General features: G+C 56.3%; 24 protein-coding genes and 1 other RNA gene. 15 read left to right on the top strand and 10 right to left on the bottom strand.

All coding sequences use genetic code 11. The features are described 5' to 3' along the window. Window positions 1-25 precede the first annotated feature (25 nt). The 6 genes from rho to AQS70_RS12510 all read left to right on the top strand — a co-directional run bounded on the left by rho (window position 26) and on the right by AQS70_RS12510 (window position 5956). Complete coding sequence (rho, locus tag AQS70_RS12485) at window positions 26-1285, top strand: transcription termination factor Rho (protein WP_055103085.1); 1260 nt, start codon at window positions 26-28, stop codon at window positions 1283-1285. 144 nt (window positions 1286-1429) lie between these two features. Then, the gene (gene ubiD, locus AQS70_RS12490) at window positions 1430-2896 is read left to right on the top strand and encodes a 4-hydroxy-3-polyprenylbenzoate decarboxylase (RefSeq protein WP_055103086.1); all 1467 of its coding nucleotides are present in this window, start codon (window positions 1430-1432) and stop codon (window positions 2894-2896) included. Further along, on the top strand, window positions 2896-3864 hold the full coding sequence (locus AQS70_RS12495; RefSeq protein ID WP_055103087.1) for a CDP-6-deoxy-delta-3,4-glucoseen reductase: 969 nt from the start codon (window positions 2896-2898) through the stop codon (window positions 3862-3864). Before ubiD ends, AQS70_RS12495 begins: the two co-directional genes overlap by 1 nt. Window positions 3865-4016: 152 nt before the next feature. Further along, the gene (locus tag AQS70_RS12500) at window positions 4017-4664 is read left to right on the top strand and encodes a gamma-glutamylcyclotransferase (protein WP_055103088.1); all 648 of its coding nucleotides are present in this window, start codon (window positions 4017-4019) and stop codon (window positions 4662-4664) included. A gap of 141 nt (window positions 4665-4805) precedes the next feature. Continuing rightward, entirely contained in the window at window positions 4806-5486 is a 681-nt protein-coding gene (locus AQS70_RS12505; protein ID WP_055103089.1) for an energy transducer TonB, read from the top strand. A 65-nt stretch (window positions 5487-5551) separates the two neighbouring features. Continuing rightward, window positions 5552-5956 (top strand): flagellar basal body-associated protein FliL, encoded by a 405-nt coding sequence (locus AQS70_RS12510; RefSeq protein ID WP_055103090.1) that lies wholly within the window; start codon window positions 5552-5554, stop codon window positions 5954-5956. Between the two features lie 322 nt (window positions 5957-6278). Here the strand turns inward: AQS70_RS12510 and AQS70_RS12515 are convergent, their stop codons facing one another. From AQS70_RS12515 to AQS70_RS12530, 4 genes are all read right to left on the bottom strand, one after another. After that, window positions 6279-7397 carry an ABC transporter permease gene (locus AQS70_RS12515; protein ID WP_055103091.1) on the bottom strand — a complete coding sequence of 373 codons (1119 nt, stop codon included), beginning with the start codon at window positions 7395-7397 and terminating at the stop codon, window positions 6279-6281. Then, complete coding sequence (gene rbbA / locus AQS70_RS12520; protein ID WP_055103092.1) at window positions 7397-10129, bottom strand: ribosome-associated ATPase/putative transporter RbbA; 2733 nt, start codon at window positions 10127-10129, stop codon at window positions 7397-7399. Before rbbA ends, AQS70_RS12515 begins: the two co-directional genes overlap by 1 nt. Then, window positions 10126-11091: an HlyD family secretion protein gene (locus AQS70_RS12525; protein WP_055103093.1), complete on the bottom strand. Its 966-nt coding sequence runs from the start codon at window positions 11089-11091 to the stop codon at window positions 10126-10128. Before AQS70_RS12525 ends, rbbA begins: the two co-directional genes overlap by 4 nt. Before the next feature lie 122 nt (window positions 11092-11213). Further along, a complete protein-coding gene (locus tag AQS70_RS12530) occupies window positions 11214-11687 on the bottom strand; it encodes an EVE domain-containing protein (RefSeq protein ID WP_055103094.1) in 474 nt (157 codons plus the stop codon). A gap of 195 nt (window positions 11688-11882) precedes the next feature. Here AQS70_RS12530 and AQS70_RS23860 point away from each other — a divergent pair, with 195 nt between their 5' ends. Then, window positions 11883-12032 carry a hypothetical protein gene (locus tag AQS70_RS23860; RefSeq protein WP_156355149.1) on the top strand — a complete coding sequence of 50 codons (150 nt, stop codon included), beginning with the start codon at window positions 11883-11885 and terminating at the stop codon, window positions 12030-12032. 45 nt (window positions 12033-12077) lie between these two features. On the opposite strand, the gene AQS70_RS12535 is transcribed toward AQS70_RS23860, so the two are convergent. The 4 genes from AQS70_RS12535 to AQS70_RS12545 all read right to left on the bottom strand — a co-directional run bounded on the left by AQS70_RS12535 (window position 12078) and on the right by AQS70_RS12545 (window position 13505). Then, window positions 12078-12683: a 5-formyltetrahydrofolate cyclo-ligase gene (locus AQS70_RS12535; RefSeq protein WP_055103106.1), complete on the bottom strand. Its 606-nt coding sequence runs from the start codon at window positions 12681-12683 to the stop codon at window positions 12078-12080. An 89-nt stretch (window positions 12684-12772) separates the two neighbouring features. Further along, window positions 12773-12950, bottom strand: a non-coding RNA gene (gene ssrS, locus AQS70_RS23305) — 6S RNA. Between the two features lie 31 nt (window positions 12951-12981). Continuing rightward, window positions 12982-13299 (bottom strand): cell division protein ZapA, encoded by a 318-nt coding sequence (locus AQS70_RS12540; protein ID WP_055103095.1) that lies wholly within the window; start codon window positions 13297-13299, stop codon window positions 12982-12984. Continuing rightward, window positions 13296-13505 (bottom strand): TIGR02449 family protein, encoded by a 210-nt coding sequence (locus tag AQS70_RS12545; protein WP_055103096.1) that lies wholly within the window; start codon window positions 13503-13505, stop codon window positions 13296-13298. The genes AQS70_RS12540 and AQS70_RS12545 overlap by 4 nt, the downstream gene beginning before the upstream one ends. Window positions 13506-13638: 133 nt before the next feature. On the opposite strand from AQS70_RS12545, the gene AQS70_RS12550 reads away from it, so the two are divergent. From AQS70_RS12550 to gcvH, 8 genes are all read left to right on the top strand, one after another. Then, window positions 13639-14196 carry a YecA/YgfB family protein gene (locus tag AQS70_RS12550; RefSeq protein ID WP_055103097.1) on the top strand — a complete coding sequence of 186 codons (558 nt, stop codon included), beginning with the start codon at window positions 13639-13641 and terminating at the stop codon, window positions 14194-14196. A 29-nt stretch (window positions 14197-14225) separates the two neighbouring features. After that, entirely contained in the window at window positions 14226-15560 is a 1335-nt protein-coding gene (gene pepP / locus AQS70_RS12555) for a Xaa-Pro aminopeptidase (protein ID WP_055103098.1), read from the top strand. Then, window positions 15557-16744 (top strand): 2-octaprenyl-6-methoxyphenyl hydroxylase, encoded by a 1188-nt coding sequence (gene ubiH, locus AQS70_RS12560; RefSeq protein ID WP_055103099.1) that lies wholly within the window; start codon window positions 15557-15559, stop codon window positions 16742-16744. Before pepP ends, ubiH begins: the two co-directional genes overlap by 4 nt. 85 nt (window positions 16745-16829) lie before the next feature. Continuing rightward, window positions 16830-18047: a 2-octaprenyl-3-methyl-6-methoxy-1,4-benzoquinol hydroxylase gene (locus AQS70_RS12565; protein ID WP_164488186.1), complete on the top strand. Its 1218-nt coding sequence runs from the start codon at window positions 16830-16832 to the stop codon at window positions 18045-18047. A gap of 159 nt (window positions 18048-18206) precedes the next feature. Beyond that, entirely contained in the window at window positions 18207-19208 is a 1002-nt protein-coding gene (locus tag AQS70_RS12570) for an extracellular solute-binding protein (protein WP_055103107.1), read from the top strand. Window positions 19209-19348: 140 nt separating this feature from the next. Beyond that, on the top strand, window positions 19349-20965 hold the full coding sequence (locus AQS70_RS12575) for an ABC transporter permease (RefSeq protein ID WP_055103101.1): 1617 nt from the start codon (window positions 19349-19351) through the stop codon (window positions 20963-20965). 155 nt (window positions 20966-21120) lie between these two features. After that, a complete protein-coding gene (gcvT, locus tag AQS70_RS12580; protein ID WP_055103102.1) occupies window positions 21121-22203 on the top strand; it encodes a glycine cleavage system aminomethyltransferase GcvT in 1083 nt (360 codons plus the stop codon). 62 nt (window positions 22204-22265) lie between these two features. Next, entirely contained in the window at window positions 22266-22649 is a 384-nt protein-coding gene (gene gcvH / locus AQS70_RS12585; protein ID WP_055103103.1) for a glycine cleavage system protein GcvH, read from the top strand. A 139-nt stretch (window positions 22650-22788) separates the two neighbouring features. On the opposite strand, the gene AQS70_RS12590 is transcribed toward gcvH, so the two are convergent. After that, window positions 22789-23931: a DegT/DnrJ/EryC1/StrS family aminotransferase gene (locus AQS70_RS12590; RefSeq protein ID WP_055103104.1), complete on the bottom strand. Its 1143-nt coding sequence runs from the start codon at window positions 23929-23931 to the stop codon at window positions 22789-22791. A gap of 166 nt (window positions 23932-24097) precedes the next feature. Next, the gene (locus AQS70_RS12595) at window positions 24098-24412 is read right to left on the bottom strand and encodes a DUF2388 domain-containing protein (protein WP_055103105.1); all 315 of its coding nucleotides are present in this window, start codon (window positions 24410-24412) and stop codon (window positions 24098-24100) included. Between the last annotated feature and the right edge of the window lie 117 nt (window positions 24413-24529).

The following is a 24529-nucleotide window of genomic DNA, read 5'->3' on the forward strand; positions in this document are numbered from 1 at the left end:
CCATAAATGATTACGTCATTCCTATATGAACCTGACTGAACTCAAGCAAAAGCCGATTACCGAACTGCTCGAATTGGCCGAACAGATGGGCATAGATAATATGGCCCGTTCGCGCAAGCAGGACGTGATTTTCTCCCTGCTGAAAAAGCACGCGAAAAGCGGCGAGGAAATCTCCGGTGATGGCGTGCTGGAGATCCTCCAGGACGGCTTCGGCTTCCTCCGCTCTGCTGACGCCTCTTATTTGGCCGGCCCAGACGATATCTATGTCTCGCCTAGCCAAATTCGACGCTTCAACCTGCGCACTGGCGACACCATCGTCGGTAAAATTCGACCGCCAAAAGAAGGCGAGCGTTATTTCGCACTGTTGAAAGTCGACACGATCAACTTTGATCGTCCAGAGAACGCGAAAAACAAGATCCTCTTCGAGAACTTGACGCCGCTGTTCCCGAATGTGCGCATGAAGATGGAAATCGGTAACGGTTCCACTGAAGATTTGACCGGTCGTGTCATCGACCTCTGCGCCCCGATCGGTAAAGGTCAGCGCGGTCTGATCGTTGCTCCGCCTAAAGCGGGCAAGACCATCATGCTGCAGAACATTGCGTCGAACATTTCGCGTAACAATCCGGAAGTGCATCTGATCGTTCTGCTGATCGACGAGCGTCCAGAAGAAGTGACCGAAATGCAGCGTACCGTGCGCGGCGAAGTGGTTGCTTCCACGTTCGACGAGCCGCCAACCCGCCACGTGCAGGTTGCTGAAATGGTGATCGAGAAGGCCAAGCGTCTGGTCGAACACAAAAAAGACGTGGTGATTTTGCTCGACTCCATCACCCGTCTGGCCCGTGCCTACAACACCGTGATCCCTAGCTCCGGCAAGGTGCTGACCGGTGGTGTCGATGCTCACGCCCTTGAGAAACCAAAGCGTTTCTTCGGTGCTGCGCGAAACATCGAAGAAGGCGGCTCGCTGACCATCATCGCCACCGCGCTGGTTGAAACCGGTTCGAAGATGGACGAAGTGATCTACGAAGAGTTCAAAGGCACCGGCAACATGGAGCTGCCTCTGGACCGTAAAATCGCTGAAAAACGCGTCTTCCCTGCGATCAACATCAACCGTTCCGGCACACGTCGTGAAGAGTTGTTGACCGCTGATGACGAGTTGCAACGCATGTGGATTCTACGCAAGCTGTTGCACCCGATGGACGAAGTCGCCGCTATCGAGTTCTTGATCGACAAGCTGAAACAGACCAAGACCAACGATGAGTTCTTCCTGTCGATGAAGCGCAAGTAAATCACCGGAAGCCAAGCAAGAGCCGGGGAAACCCGGCTTTTTGCTGTCTGACCTTTCTTGAATTTGCGCAGCTCTCCCTTCTGAACACGCGGCTAGGGCGCTACACTCGTTGCCCCAACGCCACGGCCAACATGAGGCTCAAGCATGCAGTACCGCGACTTACGTGACTTTATCAGCGGCCTAGAAAAGCGCGGCGAACTCAAGCGCATCCAGGTGCCGGTGTCACCCAAGCTGGAAATGACCGAAATCTGCGACCGCACGTTGCGCGCCAAAGGTCCGGCTTTACTGTTTGAAAACCCCGTGGGTCACGATATTCCTGTGCTCGGCAACTTGTTCGGCACCCCTGAGCGCGTGGCCTTGGGGATGGGCGCTGATTCAGTGAGTGAGTTGCGTGAGATCGGCAAGCTGTTGGCGTTTCTTAAAGAGCCGGAGCCGCCTAAAGGTCTGAAAGATGCGTGGTCCAAGCTGCCGATTTTCCGCAAGATCATTTCCATGGCCCCGAAGGTCGTCAAAGACGCGGTGTGCCAGGAAGTTGTGATCGAAGGCGACGATGTCGACTTGGGGCTGCTGCCGGTTCAACATTGCTGGCCGGGAGACGTAGCGCCGCTGATCACGTGGGGCCTGACTGTTACCAAGGGGCCGAATAAAGATCGCCAGAACCTGGGTATTTATCGTCAACAGGTGATTGCGCGTAACAAAGTCATCATGCGTTGGTTGAGCCACCGTGGCGGGGCGTTGGACTACCGTGAGTGGTGTGAAAAACACCCCGGCCAACCGTTCCCGGTGTCTGTCGCGTTAGGCGCAGACCCAGCAACTATCTTGGGGGCTGTAACCCCTGTGCCAGACAGCTTGTCCGAGTATGCCTTCGCAGGTCTGCTGCGGGGCAATCGCACTGAACTGGTTAAGTGCCGTGGTAACGACCTGCAAGTGCCCGCCACCGCAGAAATCATCCTTGAAGGCGTGATTCACCCCGGCGAGATGGCACCTGAAGGCCCGTACGGTGACCACACCGGTTACTACAACGAAGTCGATAGCTTCCCGGTGTTCACCGTTGAGCGCATCACACATCGGGTTAAACCGATCTATCACAGCACCTACACCGGGCGGCCACCGGATGAACCGGCCATTTTGGGCGTGGCGCTTAATGAAGTGTTTGTGCCTATTTTGCAAAAGCAGTTCCCGGAAATTACCGACTTCTACCTGCCGCCCGAAGGCTGTTCGTATCGCATGGCTATCGTGACCATGAAAAAGCAGTATCCGGGGCACGCCAAGCGGGTAATGCTCGGTGTGTGGTCGTTTTTGCGCCAGTTTATGTACACCAAATTCGTTATCGTGACGGACGACGACATCAATGCCCGCGATTGGAATGACGTGATCTGGGCAATCACCACGCGCATGGACCCCAAGCGCGACACGGTGATGATTGATAACACGCCCATCGACTACCTGGATTTTGCCTCGCCGATATCCGGCCTTGGGTCAAAAATGGGCTTGGATGCAACCAACAAATGGCCAGGGGAGACCTCTCGCGAATGGGGTCGGGTTATCGTTAAGGATGAGGCCGTCACTCGTCGGGTCGATGACATCTGGAATCAATTAGGAATAGATTGATGCGTGTAACCTTGCAGCCTTCAGGCGCCGTACTAGACACCTTGCCTGGCGAGCGGATTCTGGATGCGGCGCAGCGCTTGGGCTATGAATGCCCGCAAAGCTGCCGCAATGGCAATTGCCACGTGTGCGCCGCCTTGTTGGTTGAAGGTCAGGTGGAGCAGGCGGGTGTTATTCGTGATCACGGCGAGGTCTACACCTGTTTGGCGGCACCACTTGAAGAGTGCGTGTTGCTATGGGATGGCGTACTCGCGTTGGGAAAATTACCTGTGCGTAGTTTGGCCTGTCAGTTGACCGAATGTGTCGAATTGGGCGGCGATGTGTGGCGTGTGCGTTTACGTGCCCCCGCCGGGAAGGCGCCGCGATACCACGCCGGGCAATACGTGATGCTAGAGCGTGAAAACGGCGAGAAGTCGGCGTTTTCACTGGCCAGCGCGCCGCATTCGGGGCGCGATCTTGAGCTGCATGTACTGGCGCGCGAAGACAGCGCTCGTAGCCTGATCGAGCAGCTGCAACGCAACAAGATGATCCGTCTGCAATTACCTTTTGGTGACACGCATTTGTCTGAGTTGCCCAGTGGGCCGCTGGTGTTGATCGCTGCGGGCACCGGCATGGCACAAATGCATAGCCTGATCGAACACTGCCGGGCAAAAGGCTTCGCCCACCCCGTGCATTTGTACTGGGGCGTACGCCGTCCCGAAGACTTTTACACATTGGAAGAGTGGGACGCTTGGCAGCAGATCCCGAACCTGTTTTTGCACAAAGTGGTCAGTGATGTGTGCGGCTGGGAAGGGCGTTGCGGGTTGCTGCATGAGGCCGTGTGTGAAGACATAGATGATCTGAGCACTGTCTCGGTGTATGCCAGCGGTTCGCCTAACATGATCTATGGCACTCTCGATGCGCTGGTCGAGGCGGGTATGGACGCACACCAGATGCGCGCCGACGTGTTCGCCTACGCTCCGCGGTCATGACCGTGTAGTCGCAGCCTGCGGCAGCGACTACCCATTTCAGACAGGTCATACGTCTTACTGCGCGAGTCATTTCATTTTTACTGCTATAAGATTCATAACGTTATTTTCTAGTGCGCCGCATGCAATGCCTGTAGGACTCCATGCCTTCTGTGATGACCGCTTCTGAATCAGCCTGTTTAAATCTGGTTTACCCTCCGCGACTCGATCTTGGGGCGCCTCTGACCCCCGAACAACTTCAGCAGTCGCTGCAAGCCACCATGGCGTGCCATCAAGGCGGGCCGGTCTGGTTGTTCGCCTATGGCTCCCTTATCTGGCGCCCGGAATGCTCGGCTGTTGAGCGCGTGCGGGGGCGGGTGTATGGCTATCACCGCGGCCTGTATTTGTGGTCTCACGAACATCGCGGCACACCGCAATTACCGGGTCTGGTGTTTGGCTTGGACCGAGGGGGTTCATGCAGTGGCTTTGCCTATCGCCTGCCCGAAGACAACCTTGATGCGGCGCTCCATGCCTTGTGGAAACGTGAAATGCCCGTGCCCTCCTATCGACCGCACTGGCTGACTTGCCGCCTCGAAGATGGCAGCCAAGTACAGGCGTTGGGTTTTGTGCTGGAACGGCATTTACCCAGCTACGCTGGCAACCTGCCAGACGGCGTACTCAGCCAAGTGTTGGCCAATGCCAGCGGACGCTTCGGCACTACCCGTGATTACGTCGAGCAGACCGTCAGCGCTCTGCGCAGCCATGCCATGCCGGACCGCAATCTGGAGGCACGCTTAAAGCGCTGTGTGCCACACACACCTTAAGTTTTAGTTTGCAAGATCTGTCCATTTAATCGGAGCCATCCCACGGCAGGATCAGAACCTGCAGGCTGAGAAATGTGGCGACACACTCCTAACATTCTTTCCCTTTGTGCTTGGTTGGGCACGGCGTCTTGGGGGAAGGTGATGAGAGCGGTAGTCGGGTTTATCCTGCTGTTGGTGGCATTGAATACTTGGGCAGCGGATTGGTACCCCGCGGTCCTGTACATGGTTAAACCTGAATACCCCGAAGAGCTTCGACGTCAGGGCTTGGAAGGGGAAGTACGGGTGAAAGTTGCCGTCAACGGCGACGGCTCGGTGAGTGATCCGAAAATCGTATACAGCACCAACCCCTTGTTTGCCGGGGCTGCCCTCAAAGTGATGGCTGAGTGGCGGTTCGCAAGTCGGCCGCTGGCGGGCGATTACCCGCAGCAATTAATCGTCTTCGTGCCCATGTTGTTTGAGCTTGAGTCCAAGCAGCGGACTCAACAAAATGATCAGTCGTTCGATCTTGCGACCACCACCTGCCTTCAGCTCAACAAAGACGTTAACAAGTACGTGCGCAGCGGGCTGAATAGGCCGCTGGCAGATCTCGCAGTATTTCGGCTCACCCAAAAAAAGCTGATTGACGGGCTGGTTACCGAAAAATACAGCAGCGAACAACTTGCGGTGGGTTTGTACGATCTCTCTCAGGGCATGGTAAAAGTGGCACAAGGCTGTCAGCGAAAAATCACGCGTCTCTATGTTGATCAGTTACCGCCAAGCGTCAAAGCGCTGTTGGTATCTGGAGGCATGGCGATTAAAACCGAGAAAACCTACGGCTTTTGAGGTGCTAGCCGATAACGCTAGATAGGTGCGTATGCTTGCCGCCAAACCGGACATAGGAGCGAATTGTGAGAGCGTGGATCGTATTAATGCTGACGCTGGCCATGCCAATGCTAGCGACGGCTGAAGAAGCCGAAGAAGGCGCGGCCAAGGTCAGCTACATCACCCTTAGCCCGCCGTTCGTGGGCAATTACGGGCTAGACGGCAGCGCCAAACTTAAGGTCTACAAGGCGGATATTTCATTGCGCGTGTCGGGCGATGAGGCTGCCAAGGCAGTTAAGGCCAATGAGCCATTAATCCGTAATCAGTTAGTGGGTTTGTTTACCCAGCAAACCAGCGAAAGCCTAGGCAGTGTCGAGGCCAAAGAGGCATTGCGTCAGCAAGCGCTGAAGCAGGTCCAGCAAGTGATGAACGACGAGACAGGCAAACCTATGGTGGACGACTTACTGTTTAACAACTTGATTGTTCAATAAACGATTCAATACCTCTGCAAAACGTGTAGGAGCGAGCTTGCTCGCAATCTTTTGACCTTTAACAGCAAAAGATCGCAGCCTTCGGCAGCTCTCTTATCAAACATGAAGTCAGTTATTGATTTCAAAAGACACCGCTGTGTTCGTATGCGTGGACATGCGTATCTACACAGGGTGTGTTGGCAGACAAATATCCCGTGTAGGAGCTGCCGCAGGCTGCGATCTTTTGATGTTGCGGTAGAGGATCAAAAGATCGCAGGCTGCGCCAGCTCCTACAAAAACAGAAATGCACCCAAATACCGTGCGCGACAGCGTGGCGTGCGTTTTACGACGCCAAGCTCTTGCGAAACCTCGCCAGCGCGACGGCAAAAAACACCAGGCCGATCGCCGTCAGTGCCAGTAGATCCGGCCACACCACGCCGATGCCGGCATCCCTGAACAAAATGGCAGCGCTCAAGCTTACAAAGTGTGTGGAGGGCGAGCACTGCATCACCCATTGCAGCCATTCAGGCATGCTGTCCAACGGTGTGCTGCCGCCTGAAAGCAAGAGCATGGGGATGATCACCGGGATCGCCAACAGACCAAATTGCGGCGTTGAGCGTGCCAATGTTGCGAGGAAAATCCCCAGTGCGGTGCTGGCAAATAGGTACAACGCGGTCACTATCAAAAACAGCGCTAGCGAACCCGCCAGGGGTACGCCCAGCGCCCATTTGACGATAATTTCTAATGAGAGCCAGGTGCACACCACCACGACCAGCATGTTGCTCCAGATTTTCGCCAGCATGATTTCCAGCGCGGTCAGCGGCAATACCAGCAAGTGGTCTAAGGTGCCGTGTTCGCGCTCACGCAGTAGCGCGGTCCCGGTCAGCACAATGGCCAAAATAGTGATGTTGTTGACGATCTGAATCACCGCTAAAAACCAGCCGCCTTCCAAGTTTGGGTTGAAAAGCGGGCGGCTGTTGATCAATGCCGGAGCTTTCGCGCCAAGGCTTGTTTGCCCGGCATACTCCAGCAGTTCGCGCTGAAAGATCTGACCGATATAACCCGCCCCCATAAACGCTTGGCTCATGGCCGTGGCATCCACGTTGAGCTGCACGCCAGGTTGGCGTCCTGCCAATAAGTCAGCCTGGAAGTTGGCAGGCAGATTAATCACGAACGTGTATAGGCCCTTATCCATCGCCTGATCAAGTTGGTCATAAGGCAATGCATGCGGGGTTTTAAACTCCGGAGGCAGCAGCGACTCACTGAGCTTGCGCGATAACGTGCTGTGATCTTCGTCGATGATCGCGACACTGGCGTTGTGTACGCCAATGATAGAACCCGCCGCTGGCATGTAGATCGCGACCGTAAAGGCGTACAGCAAAAACAACAGCAGCACGCTATCGTGACGCAGACTGGTGAGCTCTTTGAGACCTAAGCGCAGGATGTGCGAAAACTTATGCATCAGGCCTCCTGCTTTTTGAGCATGATCAGACTCAGGCCGGTGAAGCCCACGAAAAACCCAAACAGCGCTAGGCACTGTGGCCACAGTTGACGAAGGTCCAGCGCTTTCGTGAAAGTGCCCACGGCGATGTCGAGGAAGTACCCGGCCGGGAACAGCATGCCCATTAGCGCCGCCGAGCCATCGAGCGATGAGCGCGGCACGATCAGCCCCGAGAATTGAATGGTCGGCAGACTGGTGATGATCATGGTGCCCAAAATGGCGGCGATTTGAGTGCGGGTAAACGCAGAGATCAGTAGCCCCATGCTCGTGGTCGATAGCACATACAGCATCCCGCCCAGCGCCAGTGTGAAACCGCTTCCTTTAAACGGGACACCAAACAGCCAACGGTTCATCGCCACTAGCAACGCGAGGTTAACTAGGCTGACGGCCAGATACGGCGCCTGTTTACCCAGCAAAAATTCCAAGCGGGTTAAGGGCGTGGCATAGAAGTTGGTGATAGACCCTAGCTCTTTTTCCCGCACGATCCCGAGCGCAGTGAGCATCGCCGGGATAAACGCGAGGATCAGCGCCATCACGCCGGGGCCAATGGCATTCACGCTGACAACGTCTTGGTTGTAGCGAAAGCGTACTTCTAGCTTGGCCGCCGTTTGCTTGTTCTGCGCCAGGCTACTCAAGGCGCTCAGTTGCTCAAGGTTGCCTTGATGCACGGCTTGCACATAGCTGCGGCTGGTTTCTGCACGAAACGGCATGCCGCCATCTATCCACGCTGCAACGATGGGTTGGCGCCCTGCATACAGGTCGCGACCAAAGCCCGGGGGGATCTCAAGGGCGATTTTGATCTCGGAGCGTTGCAAGCGTTTGTGCAGTTCATCGGCACTCTGGATCGGCGTGTGCTCTTCAAAATAACGCGAGCTGCGGAAAGCTTCGAGGTAGGCGCGGCTTTGCGGGGTTTGGTCTTGGTCGTAGACGGCGAAAGCGAGGTTTTCCACGTCCAGCGAAATACCGTAGCCAAAAATCACCATCATGAACACGGCACCTAACAGGGCGAAGGCCATGCGCACTTTGTCGCGTAACAGCTCTTTGGCTTCACGGCTGGCGACGGCAATCAGGCGTGTCAGGCTGAAGCCTCTTTTACTTTGCGGCGGCGTTGCAGTGGCCGTGGGCGTGGCGATGGTTTCAGTGTCTGAGGGCGGGTTGGCCTCTGGAGCGTTTTGCGCCTGCTCAAGACATGTCACAAAGGCCGCTTCCAGCGTGTCACCGTGGAAGAGTTGTTGCAGCGCGTCTGGCGTATCGCAGGCCAATACCTTGCCTGCGTGCATCAGCGAGATGCGGTCGCAGCGCTGGGCTTCGTTCATAAAGTGGGTGGACAAAAAGATCGTCACCCCCTGCTCCCGCGAGAGCTCAATCAGCAGCCGCCAGAAGTCATCGCGAGCCGCAGGATCAACGCCCGAGGTGGGTTCGTCGAGGATTAAAACTTCCGGTCGATGTAACACGGCCACCGCCAATGACAACCGTTGACGCAGACCCAAGGGCAGTTCGCCGGACTGTTGATCGGCGATGTCGGCCAAGTCAAATCGCTCAATCAGTTCCTCTATGCGTGTTTGGCTTTCGTCTTTGGGCAGGTCGAACAGTTGAGCGTGCAGCACCAGGTTTTGCCGCACGCTCAATTCGCCATACAGCGAGAAACTTTGGGACATGAACCCGACGCGCTTGCGCGTGGCTAAGTCTTTAGCATTCACCGGGTTGCCCAGCAGCTTAGCGCTGCCTTCGGTCGCCGGGATCAAGCCCGTGAGCACCTTCATGGTGGTGGTTTTGCCGCATCCGTTGGAGCCTAAAAACCCGAAAATCTCGCCGCGGCCAATGGCAAAGCTGACCTTGTTCACGGCGGTGAAATCGCCAAACTTTAGCGTCAGGTCGTGGGCTTCAATCGCGATGTCGCTGTTGTGTTCGGTGCGCGGCGGGATCACTAACGGCTCGTTACTGTGACCGTTGTCGCCTTGGAAGTGAGTAAAAGCTTCATCCAGTTTGCTGTTGGGTGAGACGGCGGCCAGCTCTGCACTCAAGCCGGCGGCAATCAATTTGCCGCGATCAAGCATCAGACAGTGTTCAAACTGTTCGGCCTCTTCCATGTAGGCCGTAGCTACCAGCAACGTCAGTTGCGGGCGCTGGTTGCGTACGTCTTCGACCAGTTCCCAGAAACGCCGCCGTGACAATGGATCAACGCCGGTGGTCGGCTCATCGAGAATCAGTAAGTCGGGTTCATGGATCAGCGCACAACACAGCCCGAGCTTCTGCTTCATGCCGCCCGAGAGCTTGCCCGCAGGGCGCTCAGCGAAGCGCTCAAGGTCGGTCGCTTTGAGCAACTGCTGCATGCGCTCTTCGCATTCTTTTTTTGACAGACCAAACAGCGTGCCGAAGAACCGAATGTTTTCGCTGATGGACAGCTCAGGGTAGAGATTGCCGCCCAAGCCTTGGGGCATAAAGGCGATCAGCGGATACAAGGTGTTGCGGTGATGGCGGTCATCAATCGGGCCGCCGAGCACCTCAAGGGTGCCTTGCTGGAGTTTTTTGACCCCGGCAATCAGCCCGAGCAGGCTCGATTTACCCGCGCCATCCGGGCCAATCAGGCCGCAGCGTGTGCCTTTGGGTAGGCTGAATGCGACGTCGATCAGCGCCTGTTGTTTACCGTACCGGTGGCTGATGCCACTGGCGTTGAGCGCCAGATCGCTCATTGCAGATTAGCCGGCCAGTCCACATCGTTGGTTCGCACATAACCGGCGCCCGGCATCCCCGGCTTGGCCTGTGGCACGGAGCCGGGATCTGTCAGGCGCAGTTTGACGCGGAACACCAGCTTTTGCCGCTCGTCGCGGGTTTCAACTTCTTTGGGGGTGAACTGCGATTTGGCCGCGACAAACGCGATTTTTGCCGGCAGCGCTTGGTCGGGCAGGGCGTCGAGCACGATACGAGCCTCGGCTCCCACCGTCAGTTTGCCGACCACGGCGGCGGGCAAGTACAGGTTCATGTACTGGTCGCTGGGGTCGATCATCATAAACACCCGCCCCCCTGAACCCAGCACCTCGCCAGGCTCGGCCAGGCGCAACTGAATAACGCCATTGATCGGCGCTCGTAGGCTGCTGTCTTCGATTTCGCTGGTGAGTTGTGCGACGTGAGCTTCGCTGGAGACGATGGCCGCTTTAGCTGCTGCGACTTGGGCCTGGGCGGCACTTACGGCGGCGTTGCGGGTGTCGAACTGCGCTTGCTGCTGGTCGACTTGCTGCCCGCTGGCGAAACCGCGTTGAGACAGTTGATGGGTGCGCTTGAGTTCTTGGCTGGCCAGTCGTTTTTCACTTTGGCGCAATTGCACATTGGCTTCGTTGGCCGCTAATGCTTGGCGGGCACGCTGAACTTCGGCTTGTGCCTGAGCGCGGCTGGCTTCTAGCGTGCGGGTGTCCATGCGGGCCAACAGTTGGCCCTTAGTGACGCGGTCACCCTCATCGACCAGTACTTCAGCCAAACGACCAGGGATTTTGGCGGCGATCTGGACCTCTGTGGACTCGAGTCGACCGTTGCCCATATTGATGCCTTCAGGGAGACGGTCATGCTGGGACTTCCAGTAACCGAATCCGCCTGCTGCGACCAGCAGGATTGCCAAAGGGATAACGAAATAATGGGAAATACGGTGATTCTTCGACATGCCGACATCCTAGTCACAGAGCGCTCTAATTTGACTGTTTCAAGCCACAGTGGGCTTGATGCCAGTCAAAGGAAGACTTGAGCGTAGACGGCATTTTGGTTTCAAGCTGAAAGTTTTGGGCTTCAAGCTTGTCGCTTACCACTTGCAGCTTGCAGCTCAGTCACCACCGCCCACTCCTCAGCTGTCACAGGCATCACGGACAAACGACTGCCTTTTTGCACCAGCCGCATTTCAGCCAATGCGCTTTGTTGTTTCAGGTAGTCGAGCTTGATCACCTTAGGAAAGGTTTGCACATGCGCCACTTGCAGCGCGCTCCACGGGTTGTTGTCGACCCTAGCCTTGGGCGCGAAATAATGGCTTTCAGGGTCGAGTGCTGTCGGATCTGGGTAGGCGGCTTGAGTGATGCGGCCCACTCCGGCAATTCCCGGTTCTGGACAGCTTGAGTGATAAAAGAAGAACTCATCCCCGACGGCCATAGCGCGCATAAAATTGCGCGCCTGATAATTACGCACGCCGTCCCAGCGCGCTTCGCCGATCTTCTGCAAGTCCTTGATCGAAAACTCGTCAGGCTCGGATTTCATCAACCAATAGGCCATTTTTCTGCCCCTGAAACATGGAGTGGTTATTTTATCTGGCAACACTTTGATAAACCGACAATCGGTTGGCGCCAGCGTTTGCGTGTGTGTTCGTGTTGCCTCAGAATGCCGGGCTTTTAAGCTAGACGTTGCTGCACGGCCTATAACAAAAACCGTTGCTGTCATCGTGATGATTTGCCGGAAGGGGGGCAATCGATGAAACGCAAGCCGGATTTACTGTGGGTGTTGGTTGTTTTGTTCGGTTTAGGCATGGTTACGACAGGTTATGCGCAAAGCCTCTGGTCAAATTCAAACGATGCACCGATTGAACTCGCACAACAGCAAGTACAGCCATTTAAACGCTAAGCACTTTCGAACGCAGGCATCGCTTTAACAGTGATGCCTTGAGCGTCAGTAAGCAACGTACCACTGCTTATCCGAGACCGTACCTTGTAACGGTACATCCCAACTGGCCTGCGCCAAGCTTTCGACTTTTTGACATTCGTGGGCCAAGCCCAAAAGCGTTGGCTTGCGCCAGCGTTGGCGACGAGCCAAATAGGCGAGGCTACGGTCATAAAAGCCGCCGCCCATGCCCAATCGGCCACCACTCGCATCAAACCCTACCAACGGTAATAGCACCAAGTCTAAAGCCCAGACTTTACGTTGGCGTGCGCGATTGATGCGAGGCTCCAGAATGCGAAAACGGTTGCGGAACAATTTTTCGCCCGGCGTAATCCGCTGGAACACCATCTTGGTTTTGGGCCAGGCGCTGAGCACCGGCAAGTAGGTGATCTTGCCTCGCCTTTGAGCTTCGCGCAGCAGCAGGCGCGGGTCTATCTCACCGTCAGTGGGCAAGTAAAGCGCGATATGTTTGGCGCGTCGCAACAGCGGGTGTTGTGCCAATTGACGATACAGACCGCGGGCCGCTTGGCGTTGCTCACAGGGGGACAATGCGCGGCGGGCGTTGCGTAGCTGGCGGCGAAGTTGCGGGCGGGAGGGCGGCGCAGGTTCGGTCATGATGGCGTGCTGTTTAAGATCGAGCGCACCGGGCGGCGGGCTCGTGGTCTGCCAATGCCAGCAGAGGGCTGGCATTGCACATTGAAATCAGGCTCCCCGACGTACCGCTGTCGGCTTGGCCCTTGAACCCGAAAGTTCAAGGTGGAAGTTGCAGTAGACCTTAAGGCTTTCCGTCTAGCGGACATGCACACCGGCCCAACGTGCAAGCTCCAGGGTATTGCGAATCGGCTCAGGGACATCGCTAACTGGCGAATACTCCAGGGAGTGGCGAGAGTATACCCCAAAGAAACGTTTTGAATCAGCTCTTACGTTCGTTCGGATCAGTGGCCAGTACCAAATCGACGCGATCAAGCAGGTCGCGTACTTGTTCTCGCGTCGCACTGCTGGTTTGTGCTTGTGGCGCTTCCTGCTTGTGCAGCAGGTCATGAGTGATGTTCAGCGCCGCCATCACGGCGATACGGTCGGCACCAATGACTTTGCCACTGCTGCGGATCTCGCGCATCTTGGTGTCCAAGTAGCGTGCGGCGCTCACTAGATTGGTGCGCTCTTCTTGCGGGCACATGATCGAATACTCTTTATCGAGAATGTGTACGGTGACGCTACTGCTTGAACTCATGAGTCTTGCTCCAGGGCTTTGAGACGCGAAATCATCGTTTCCACCTTGGTCCGGGCGATTTCGTTTTTTTCAATGAGATGCGCGCGTTCTACGCGCCAAGTCTTTTCCTGAGCTAATAAGAGTGCGTTTTGGCGTTTAAGTTGCTCGACTCGTGTAATCAGCAACTCAAGTCTAGCCATCAGTGCGTGCAGGTCGGTGTCTTCCATTGTGTCCTACTGTATTTTTCTGATGGGAGGTGACTGCCAAGCGAGTTGACGCCTCGATGGTCTAGCCCGTCTGCCGGTGCTAGGATACAAGGCCTCCATTCTAGACATAGCGCCGCTTGGCGCCTAGCTGACCATGCCTATCCAAAACTCCCCGTACCAAGCCTTTGCCACCCTGCTGACGTCCAGCGGCCATAATGTTTCGCCTGCAGAACTGCACGGCCTGTTGCTGGGACGCAGCGCAGCCGGTGTTGGTTTTGACCAAGATGGCTGGCTAGCTGACGCTAACGACCTGCTCGAAGGCGAAATTCAAGACAACGTACGCAATGCCTTGATCGGTTTGCAAGAGATGGTTAAAGGCGAACTGACCGGCGACGACATGACCGTCGTGCTGTTGTTGCCAACCGATGACGTTCCGTTGGCTGATCGCGCGGCTGCGCTGGGCCAATGGTGCCAAGGTTTCCTTTCGGGGTTTGGTCTGAACTACCGTGACAATGCTTTGAGTGATGAAAGCAATGAAGTGCTCCAAGACTTAGCGGCGATTGCTCAAGTGCAAGACGCTCTGGAAGAATCTGATGACGGCGAAAGTGACTACATGGAAGTCATGGAATACCTGCGCGTCGCGCCGTTGCTATTGTTCACCGAGACTAAAAAACCGACTGAAGCTGCACCTGCCAAGCCTTCGCTGCACTGATTGATCGAAAAGAAGGAAGCCGTCTGCCCATGATCCATATCCCGAAATCGGAATACACCCGTCGCCGCAAGGCGCTCATGGCGCAGATGGAGCCCAACAGCATCGCGATCCTGCCTGCCGCAGCTGTGGCTATTCGCAATCGCGATGTTGAGCATGTGTACCGCCAAGACAGCAACTTTCAGTACTTGAGCGGTTTTCCTGAGCCGCAGGCGGTGATCGTCTTGATCCCCGGTCGCGCTCATGGCCAATACGTACTCTTTTGCCGCGAGCGCAATGCCGAACGCGAGCTGTGGGATGGCTTGCGTGCAGGCCAAGAAGGCGCCATTCGTGACTATGGCGCAGACGATGCCTTCCCAATCGCCGACATTGACGACATCTTGCCAGGGCTGATCGAAGGCCGTGACCGGGTGTATTCGGCGATGGGGAGTAACCCTGAGTTCGATCGTCACCTCATGGAGTGGATCAACACTATTCGCTCCAAGGCCAGCCTCGGTGCCCAGCCGCCAAACGAATTCGTTGCGCTGGATCATCTGCTGCATGACATGCGCCTATACAAGTCTGGCGCAGAGATCAAAGTCATGCGCCACGCGGCGCAGATATCTGCTCGCGCGCACATCCGTGCGATGCAGGCCAGCCGCGCCGGGTTGCACGAATACAGCCTGGAGGCCGAGCTGGATTACGAATTCCGTAAAAGCGGTGCGAAAATGCCTGCGTATGGCTCAATCGTTGCCTCGGGTGATAACAGCTGCATCCTGCATTACCAAGAGAACGATGCTGCGCTCAAAGATGGCGATTTGGTGTTGATTGATGCGGGGTGTGAGATCGACTGTTACGCCAGTGACATCAGCCGTACGTTCCCGGTAAACGGCAGATTCTCCCCGGAACAAAAAGCTATTTATGAACTGGTGCTGGCAGCCCAAGAAGCCGCCTTCAGCGAAATTGCGCCGAACAAACACTGGAACCAAGCCCATGAAATCACCGTGCAGGTGATCACTGCCGGGCTGGTTGAGCTGGGTTTGTTACACGGCGACGTCAACGAGTTGATCGCCAACGAAGCCTATAAAGCGTTCTACATGCACCGTGCTGGCCATTGGCTGGGGCTTGATGTGCATGACGTTGGCGAATACAAAGTGGGCGGTGAGTGGCGCGTCTTAGAGCCAGGTATGACTCTGACGGTCGAGCCCGGTATCTACATCAGCCCAAGTAATCAGCACGTCGCTAAAAAATGGCGCGGCATTGGCGTGCGCATCGAGGATGACGTCGTAGTGACCAAACAGGGCTGTGAAATCCTGACCGGCGATGTGCCCAAAACCGTTGCCGAGATCGAAGCCTTGATGGCGATAGCACGAGCGAGCGCAGCATGAGCCGAGTCAGTCTGGCAATTATTGGCGGTGGGCTGGTCGGTGCGAGCCTTGCTTTGGCGTTGCAAGCTGGGGCTAAGGCGAGAGGCTGGAAGATCGTCCTGATCGAACCGTTTGCCCCCGGCAACACCTATCAACCGAGCTACGACGCGCGCTCGTCGGCGCTGAGCTATGGCTCGCGACTCATCTATGAGCGCCTTGGCGTGTGGCAGTCGATGGTTGAGCGGGGCGAGCCGATCAAAGATATTCATGTTTCCGATCGTGGGCGCTTCTCTACAGCGCGCTTGTCGGCCAGCGAAGAGGGTGTGCCAGCACTCGGTTACGTGGTCGAAAACGCTTGGCTCGGCCAATGCCTGTGGAAAAGTTTGGATCCGGATGTCATCAGCTGGCGTTGCCCGGCGGAAGTTATCCACATGCAGCCGCTGGAAGCGGGCTATCGTCTGACCCTCAATGACGAAACCACGCTCGAGTGTGATCTGGCGGTCTTGGCGGATGGCGGGCGATCCGGGTTGCGCGAGCAATTGGGCATCCATGTGCACAAACGCCCCTACGACCAAAGCGCCCTGATCGCGAATATCAGTTCCAGCCAGCCCCATGACGGCATGGCCTTTGAACGCTTTACTGATGAAGGGCCAATGGCCTTGCTGCCGTTGCCCGATAACCGCTGCGCGTTGGTCTGGACGCGATTAGGGATGGACGCTCAGCGCCTAGCGACACTGGATGAGCGCAGCTTTCTGCGCGAGTTGCAGGCGGTATTTGGTTACCGCTTGGGCACGCTGACGCAGGTCGGAGCGCGCCACTTATACCCGCTCACGCTGATTGAGGCTCAAGAGCAAGTGCGTCCGCATTTGGTGGTATTGGGGAATGCGGCGCACAGCCTGCACCCGATTGCTGGCCAAGGTTTTAACCTGTCTTTGCGTGACGCCCAAGCCTTGGCCGATGCTTTGCTAGCAAGCGACCAAAAACCCGGCGAGCTGGCCACATTGTTGAGTTATCAACAGCGCCAGCAACTGGATCAGCACTTGACCATCGGCTTCTCGGACCAAGTGACACGGCTTTTTGGCAGTGATCAGACCCTGATTTCGTTTGGCCGCAACTTAGGTTTGCTCGGCCTCGATTTGTTGCCCCCAGCCAAGCGCTGGTTTGCCCGACAGGCAATGGGCCTGGGCACGCGTGCAGACAGCTGACAGCGACCGGGCGTTTAAACCCCCCCGTATCGAACCCTTTTACAGGCGGCGCAGGCCGCTAGCGAGACAGGCTTAAAGCATGGAAATGCGCGCAGATGTGCTGATTGTCGGGGCCGGAATGGTCGGAAGCGCTTTAGCGCTGGCGCTCAAAGAGAGTGGGCTAAACGTTCTGCTGCTCGACGGCAGCCCGCTCAGCGTCAAACCTTTCACCGCACAAGACGCTTTTGAACCTCGGGTCAGCGCCTTGTCAGCGGCCAGCCAACGCATCCTGCAACGCCTTGGCGCGTGGGACGGTATTCACGCACGGCGTGTCAGCCCGTATTCGCACATGCACGTGTGGGATGGCAGCGGCACCGGGCAGATCCACTTTTCGGCGGCCAGTGTGCACGCCGACGTGCTCGGCCATATCGTCGAAAACCGCGTGGTACAAGACGCTTTGTTGGAGTGCTTACAAGGCGCCGACATCGAGATGTTGGCCAATGCACGCCTTGAACAAATGCGCCGCTCGGGTGATGACTGGCTGTTGACCTTGGCCGATGGCCGCACCTTGCGTGCACCGCTGGTGGTAGCTGCCGACGGCGCCAACTCCGCAGTGCGGCGTCTGACCGGCTGTGAGACTCGCGAATGGGACTACCAGCATCATGCCATTGTCACCAGCGTACATTGCGCCCAAGGGCATCAGCAGACCGCATGGCAGCGTTTCACCGATCACGGGCCCCTAGCGTTTTTACCGCTGGAGCGTGAAGGGCAGCACGATTGGTGCTCGATCGTCTGGTCCACGACGCCCGAGCAAGCGCAACAATTGATGGCGCTCGACGACGAGGCGTTTTGCCGTGAGCTTGAGTTTGCCTTTGAGGGCCGATTGGGCAACGTACTCAGCGCCGACCCGCGAGTCTGCGTGCCCTTGCGCCAACGGCATGCCAAGCGTTACGTGGCCGAGGGTCTGGCATTGATCGGCGACGCTGCGCACACCATTCACCCGTTGGCCGGGCAGGGCGTGAACCTGGGGTTTTTGGATGCAGCCGTGTTGGCGGATGTATTGCTGCATGCAGCGGATCGCGGCGAGCGTTTGGCTGATGTGCGAGTACTGAGTCGTTTTGAACGGCGTCGCATGCCTCACAACCTAGCGCTGATGGCGGCAATGGAAGGCTTTGAGCGGCTGTTTCAGTCAGATTCACTGACCGCTCGATTAGTGCGTAACACCGGCTTGAAATGGGTCAACCAATTGCCCGAAGCCAAAGCCTTATTCGTGCGCCAAGCACTGGGTCTCACCGGCGACCTGCCACCACTGGCCAAACCTTAAGAGGTAGGAATGATCTTTTAAGCGATTAAAAGATCGCAGCCTGCAAAGGGTTTTTGGCGATTCGCAACATCTGGTAACGCCTCTGGGGCGAGTTCGGTTGAGATGGCAAATGTGATTCACTACCATTTACGTCCGTTTCGCACCAAAGAGACCGCCTACATGTTGGCACCCAAGCGTCTACTGACTGCACTGGCCCTTACCGTGTTCGGGAGCAGCGCATTTGCTGCCGATGAAGTGGTGGTTTATTCCTCGCGTATCGACGAGCTGATCAAGCCGGTATTTGACGCCTACACCGCTAAAACCGGGGTTAAGGTTAAGTTCATCACCGACAAAGAAGCGCCGCTGATGCAGCGCATCAAGGCTGAAGGCCAAAACGCCACGGCCGACCTGCTGCTCACCGTGGATGCTGGCAACCTGTGGCAAGCCGAGCAAATGGGTATCTTGCAGCCGATCAAGTCCGACATCATCGACAAAAACATCCCGCCTCAATACCGCTCTTCTTCCCACGAGTGGACAGGCTTGAGCCTGCGCGCTCGGACCATTGCTTACGCAACCGACCGGGTTAAGCCTGAAGAGCTATCGACCTATGAAGCCTTGGCAGACAAACAGTGGGAAGGGCGCTTGTGCCTACGTACCGCGAAGAAGGTGTACAACCAGTCGCTAACGGCCACCATGATCGAAGTGAATGGCCCGCAAAAAACCGAAGAAGTCCTCAAAGGCTGGGTGCATAACCTGTCCACCGATGTGTTCTCGGATGACGTTTCGGTGCTGGAAGCGATCAACGCTGGGCAGTGTGATGTCGGTATCGTCAACACCTACTACTACGGCCGCCTGCATAAGCAAAAGCCGGATCTAGCCGTCAAACTGTTCTGGCCGAATCAGGCTGATCGTGGTGTTCACGTCAACTTATCGGGTATTGGCTTAACCAAGTACGCGCCGCACCCCGAGGCCGCTACCGCGTTGGTGGAGTGGATGACCACTCCTGAAGCCCAAGCGATTTTTGCCGGCACCAACCAAGAGTTCCCGGCCAACCCGAGCGTAGCGCCGTCGGCCGAAGTGGCGAGTTGGGGTGAGTTCAAAGCTGACAAGTTGCCGGTTGAAGTCGCAGGCAAGCGTCAAGCCGAAGCGATCCGCATGATGGACCGTGCTGGCTGGAATTGATTAAAGCCAAAACACTGCATTAATCCCGTAGGAGCTGGCGTAGGTTACGATCTTTTGATTCCCTAAAAAGATCGCAGCCTGCGTCAGCTCCTGCGGCGTTTTAGACCCAGTCCTTTCATCCCGCCTTTCGAGAGTTTTTCGTGGCTCATCCTGCCCAACGTCGCTGGTATCCGCTGGTTTTTGCCATTGCTGCTCTGGTGTTGCTGCCGCTGAGCGTGCTGTTGCTGTCTTGGCAAGCCATTGACGCTCAGATCTGGAGGCACCTGTGGGAGACTCAGATGCCGCGTCTGCTGGGCAATACGCTGATACTGATTGTCGGCGTAGGCATTGGGGTCACGTTGCTTGGGGTTAGTCTGGCGTGGCTGACCAGCCTCTGCGAGTTCCCCGGCAGACGTTGGCTGGACTGGGCATTAATGCTGCCGTTCGCGATACCGGCGTACGTATTGGCGTTCGTTTTTGTCGGCTTGCTTGATTTCGCCGGACCGGTGCAAACCCTGTTGCGGGAATGGTTTGGTATGGGCCTGCGATTGCCCCGCGTACGCTCCACCGGCGGCGTAATCATCGTGCTGATTCTGGTTTTTTACCCCTACGTCTACTTGCTAGCGCGCACCGCTTTTTTGGCGCAAGGCAAAGGCTTGATGGAAGCTGCTCGGGTATTGGGGCAGACCCCTTGGCAGGCTTTTTGGCGCGTCGCGTTACCGGTGGCCCGTCCAGCCATTGGCGCGGGTGTAGCGTTGGCGTTGATGGAAACCTTGGCCGATTTTGGTGCCGTGTCAGTGTTCAACTTCGACACGTTTACCACTGCCATTTACAAAACCTGGTACGGCTTTTTCAGTCTGTCGACCGCTGCTCAACTGGCCAGTTTGCTGTTGTTGGTGGTAATGGTCGTACTTTACGGCGAACGGCGCGCTCGCGGCGCCAGTCGTGCCAGTAACGAGCGGCCGCGGGTCAAAGCGCTGTATCACTTGCGCGGTCCCAAAGCGTGGCTGGCCAGCGGCTGGTGCCTGCTGGTTTTTGCCTGCGCGTTCATCATCCCGGTGTTGCAACTGGTGGTCTGGTTTTGGCAGCGCGGGCGCTTTGATTTGGATGAGCGTTATACCGGGTTAATTCTGCACACCCTGTACTTGGGCTGCATGGCTGCGTTAATTACTGTCTGTGTGGCGCTGGTACTGGTGTTTGCGCGGCGTCAGGCGCCGACTCCAGCGATCCGTGCCGGGGTCAGTTTGGCCAACCTAGGCTATGCCTTACCCGGCTCAGTGCTGGCGGTGTCGATCATGCTGGCATTCAGCTATCTGGATCGCGAATGGGTGATTCCCGTCTCGGGATGGTTAGGCGGTGCGGGCAAGCCACTGTTGCTCGGCAGCTTATCGGCATTGTTGCTGGCGTATCTGGTGCGCTTTATCGCAGTGGCGTATGGCCCTTTGGAAAGCAGCTTGGCGCGCATTCGGCCGTCATTGCCTGAAGCGGCTCGCAGCCTAGGGGTGAGTGGCCCGCGACTGTTTTTCAAAGTGTATCTACCGTTATTGCTGCCGGGCACCTTGAGCGCGGCGCTGCTGGTGTTTGTCGATGTGCTTAAAGAAATGCCAGCGACGTTACTCATGAGGCCATTTGGCTGGGATACGCTGGCGGTTCGCATCTTCGAAATGACCAGTGAAGGCGAGTGGGCACGGGCCTCATTACCCGCATTGACCTTGGTTCTGGTCGGTTTATTACCGGTCATTGGTCTTATTCGTCGCTCGGCCCATCGCAACGGTTAGGTGCCAGTCCTTTCTCATGCGGCTACAATGCGCGGCATTCGGTGCGGTCTGTCTGTCAGACCAGGTAGTTTGTTAAACGCTGCAAGATCCTTTTAACGGGTCTTAAACGTTCACAATCCTGTCCGCACCTTCGCCAAGCCCGGAAGGAGAAACCCATGGGACAGCGTACGCCTTTGTACGACCTGCATCTCGCCCTAGGCGCGAAGATGGTCGATTTTGGCGGTTGGGATATGCCTCTGCATTACGGCTCACAAGTTGAAGAACACCATGAGGTGCGACGCGACTGTGGGGTGTTTGATGTTTCGCATATGACCGTGATTGACGTCACCGGGGATCAGGCCAAGGAATGGCTACAGCATTTGTTGGCTAACGATGTCGAACGTCTAAACACGCCTGGCCGCGCACTTTACAGCGCCATGCTCAACGAAAACGGCGGAGTGGTCGACGACATGATCGTCTACCTGATGCCGACGGGTTATCGGCTTATCGTCAATGCCGCCACCCGTGACCAAGATTTGGCCTGGATGACCGCCCAGAAGCAGGGCTATGCCGTGCAATTGCAAGAGCGCCCTGAGTTAGCGTTGCTGGCGATTCAAGGCCCGCAGGCACGGCATAAAGTCGCCGAGTTAGTGAGTCAGGCCCTTGGTCAGCTCATCCAACAGCTCAAGCCCTTTGAAGGGCAGATCAGCGGCGACTGGTTTATTGCGCGTACCGGGTACACCGGCGAGGACGGTCTGGAAATTGTGCTTCCGGCCGATCAAGCGCCAGCGTTCTTTAACGATCTGGTCGGCGCTGGCATTTCTCCTATAGGCTTGGGCGCACGCGATACCTTGCGTCTAGAAGCGGGCATGAATCTTTACGGGCAGGATATTCACCTGTCTGTTTCACCACTTTCAGCCAATATGGCGTGGACCATCGCTTGGGAGCCTGCCTCGCGCAACTTCATCGGCCGCGAAGCGTTAGAGGCGGAAAAGGCCAGCGGTTCAAGGCTAAAATTGGTGGGTTTGGTGCTTGAAGAGCGAGGCGTCCTACGGGCTCATCAGGTCGTTCGTATCGCAGATGTTGGCGAAGGAGAGATCACCAGTGGTAGTTTCTCTCCTACGCTAAGCAAGTCGATTGCATTGGCGCGCGTTCCGATGGCTACAGCCGATCGAGCTGAGGTTGAAATTCGAGGCAAGTGGTACCCGGTTCGCGTGGTTAAACCGACTTTTGTTCGTCATGGCAAAGCCTTGATCTAACGTTTACAGGCAGGCTCGCATACCGTGTGAGCCGCTGAAATTTCTTCTTGAGGACACTGAATATGAGCAATATCCCTGCGGAACTGCGCTTTGCTGAAAGTCACGAGTGGGCACGTCTGGAAGCTGATGGCACGATTACCGTAGGTATCAGCGATCATGCTCAAGAAGCGCTGGGGGATGTGGTGTTTGTTGAGTTGGCCGAAGTTGGCAAAGTGTTCGCAGCCGGCGAAACGGCTGGCGTGGTGGAGTCGGTAAAAGCGGCTTCGGACATTTACGCGCCAGTGTCTGGCGAAGTGATTGCAGTCAATGAAGCGCTGGCGGATGCCCCTGAAGGGCTGAACAGCGATCCATACGCTAGCTGGATCTTCAAGCTCAAGCCATCCAACACCGCTGAGCTGGAAAAACTGCTGGATGCTGCAGGCTACAAAGCCGCCATCGGCGAGTAACCCAGACAGTCAGCATCGGCGCATCCAGATGACGACACAAAAAAGGTCAAAAGGATGTGCTGTAGGAGCTGCCGCAGGCTGCGATCTTTGTTTTTAATGATCAAAAGATCGCAGCCTGCGGCAGCTCCCGGGTTGAGTGTTAAGCGTCTTTCAATACGGCTTTAACCGCCGCCACAGAACGCTCGACATCGGCCTTGGTCATTGCTGTAAACATCGGCAGTGACACGATTAAACGCCCTACACGTTCGGCCACGGGCAACATCCCCTCCTTAAAGCCTCGCGCGCGGTACAAGCTCAGCAAATGAATCGGCGGGTAGTGATAACCCACGCCTACGCCCAGTGCTTGCATCTCTTTCATAAACGTCGCACGCGCTGGCTGGTCGTCTTTACGCTCGGGCAGTACCAGTTGGAACAAATGCCAGTTGGTGTTGTTGAAGTCAGCCACAGGCAGTTGCGCACCGTATTCGGCTTCAAAGTCTGGACCGAAACATTCGAAGTAATGCTTTGCCAGTTCACGTCGATGGGCCGTGATGGCTTCGATGTGCGCAAATTGACCTAAGCCGATCGCGGCAGCAATGTCAGTCATGTTGAACTTACCGCCCAACACATCAACATCCAAGCCGTCAAAACCCGTGCGAGTGACCCCTTGCAGACGGTATTTCTCGGCCAGTCGTGCCTCTTCTTCGTTGTTCAGTACCAGGCAACCGCCCTCGGACGAGGTAATGTTTTTGTTGGCCTGAAAGCTGAACGAAACAAAATCACCGCGAGCGCCAATGCGCTGCCCTTGCCAGCTCGAACCCAACGCTTGGGCGGCGTCTTCGACCACCCGCAGGTTGTGTTTTTTGGCCAGTGCGTAGAGTGCGTCCATGTCCACCGGCAAGCCCGACAGGTACACCGGAATAATGGCTTTGGTACGCGGGGTTATAGCGGCTTCAACTTGGGCCAGGTCGATGTTACGCGTGATCGGGTCTATATCGGCAAACACCGGCGTAGCGCCCACTTCGATGATCACATTGGCGGTGGCCACCCACGAAATAGGCGTGGTGATCACTTCGTCGCCCGCACCAATGCCCGCAATGCGCAAGGCGATTTCCATGGTGCACGTGCCGGAGTTGAACGTACGCACTGGGCGGCCGCCAAAGTACTCGGACAATTGCGCCTCGAATGCCTGAACCTTAGGCCCGCTGGTGATCCAGCCCGAGCGCAACACGTCGCCTACGGCAGCAATAGTGGCTTCATCAATGGTGGGTTTGGAAAACGGCAGGAAAGGCAGGGAGCTCATAGAGGCTAGACGTCCGATGTGAATTTGGGTGAGTAAAGCATACCCAGACCATCGTTCACAGCTGGCGAAAATTCTGTATGAGAGCTGAATGAGATGCCCTGTAGTCGCTGCCGCAAGCTGCGTTAAGCATTTCGCAGTCTACGACAGCGACTACAAGCCGTGAGGATTACTCTGACGTGGCGTTTTTAACCAGAATGGCGTTGGCCAGCTCCATGTCGCTGACTTTCAGGTTCGGGTTGTCCGCACGCACTTGCTGCATAGCCGACTCAAGATAAGGGCCGCGAATTTGGCCGTCACTGGCGACAAAGCTTCCTGCGTCATCTTGCGCAGCAATGACCTTGCGGTCTTTTTTGAAGGTTAGGTAAGTTGAACCCGTCGTTGCCCCAGAAGACAATACGTCACGCCAAAAGCCATTGGCCATAACTGAGCCAACAGGAAGGGACAACAGTGCAATAGCGGCGACAGCATATTTGAGGCGCATGGCGGTGACTCCAAATAGGTTATTTCCCTGTTTGATTGTAGTCACCGACCTAGAGTTCCGTAACGTTATGGAACAACTTCTACGCTTAATACGGTGCCGTTCTGAGCAATAACGCGT

Source organism: Pseudomonas endophytica, assembly GCF_001411475.1.
GTDB classification, from domain to species: Bacteria; Pseudomonadota; Gammaproteobacteria; order Pseudomonadales; family Pseudomonadaceae; genus Aquipseudomonas; species Aquipseudomonas endophytica.

Coding starts and splice junctions, on each gene's coding strand:
- rho (WP_055103085.1), top strand. CDS start 26: ATGAACCTGACTGAACTCAAGCAAAAGCCGATTACCGAACTGCTCGAA.
- ubiD (WP_055103086.1), top strand. CDS start 1,430: ATGCAGTACCGCGACTTACGTGACTTTATCAGCGGCCTAGAAAAGCGC.
- AQS70_RS12495 (WP_055103087.1), top strand. CDS start 2,896: ATGCGTGTAACCTTGCAGCCTTCAGGCGCCGTACTAGACACCTTGCCT.
- AQS70_RS12500 (WP_055103088.1), top strand. CDS start 4,017: ATGACCGCTTCTGAATCAGCCTGTTTAAATCTGGTTTACCCTCCGCGA.
- AQS70_RS12505 (WP_055103089.1), top strand. CDS start 4,806: ATGAGAGCGGTAGTCGGGTTTATCCTGCTGTTGGTGGCATTGAATACT.
- AQS70_RS12515 (WP_055103091.1), bottom strand. CDS start 7,397: ATGCATAAGTTTTCGCACATCCTGCGCTTAGGTCTCAAAGAGCTCACC.
- rbbA (WP_055103092.1), bottom strand. CDS start 10,129: ATGAGCGATCTGGCGCTCAACGCCAGTGGCATCAGCCACCGGTACGGT.
- AQS70_RS12525 (WP_055103093.1), bottom strand. CDS start 11,091: ATGTCGAAGAATCACCGTATTTCCCATTATTTCGTTATCCCTTTGGCA.
- AQS70_RS12530 (WP_055103094.1), bottom strand. CDS start 11,687: ATGGCCTATTGGTTGATGAAATCCGAGCCTGACGAGTTTTCGATCAAG.
- AQS70_RS23860 (WP_156355149.1), top strand. CDS start 11,883: ATGAAACGCAAGCCGGATTTACTGTGGGTGTTGGTTGTTTTGTTCGGT.
- AQS70_RS12535 (WP_055103106.1), bottom strand. CDS start 12,683: ATGACCGAACCTGCGCCGCCCTCCCGCCCGCAACTTCGCCGCCAGCTA.
- AQS70_RS12540 (WP_055103095.1), bottom strand. CDS start 13,299: ATGAGTTCAAGCAGTAGCGTCACCGTACACATTCTCGATAAAGAGTAT.
- AQS70_RS12545 (WP_055103096.1), bottom strand. CDS start 13,505: ATGGAAGACACCGACCTGCACGCACTGATGGCTAGACTTGAGTTGCTG.
- AQS70_RS12550 (WP_055103097.1), top strand. CDS start 13,639: ATGCCTATCCAAAACTCCCCGTACCAAGCCTTTGCCACCCTGCTGACG.
- pepP (WP_055103098.1), top strand. CDS start 14,226: ATGATCCATATCCCGAAATCGGAATACACCCGTCGCCGCAAGGCGCTC.
- ubiH (WP_055103099.1), top strand. CDS start 15,557: ATGAGCCGAGTCAGTCTGGCAATTATTGGCGGTGGGCTGGTCGGTGCG.
- AQS70_RS12565 (WP_164488186.1), top strand. CDS start 16,830: ATGCGCGCAGATGTGCTGATTGTCGGGGCCGGAATGGTCGGAAGCGCT.
- AQS70_RS12570 (WP_055103107.1), top strand. CDS start 18,207: ATGTTGGCACCCAAGCGTCTACTGACTGCACTGGCCCTTACCGTGTTC.
- gcvT (WP_055103102.1), top strand. CDS start 21,121: ATGGGACAGCGTACGCCTTTGTACGACCTGCATCTCGCCCTAGGCGCG.
- gcvH (WP_055103103.1), top strand. CDS start 22,266: ATGAGCAATATCCCTGCGGAACTGCGCTTTGCTGAAAGTCACGAGTGG.
- AQS70_RS12590 (WP_055103104.1), bottom strand. CDS start 23,931: ATGAGCTCCCTGCCTTTCCTGCCGTTTTCCAAACCCACCATTGATGAA.
- AQS70_RS12595 (WP_055103105.1), bottom strand. CDS start 24,412: ATGCGCCTCAAATATGCTGTCGCCGCTATTGCACTGTTGTCCCTTCCT.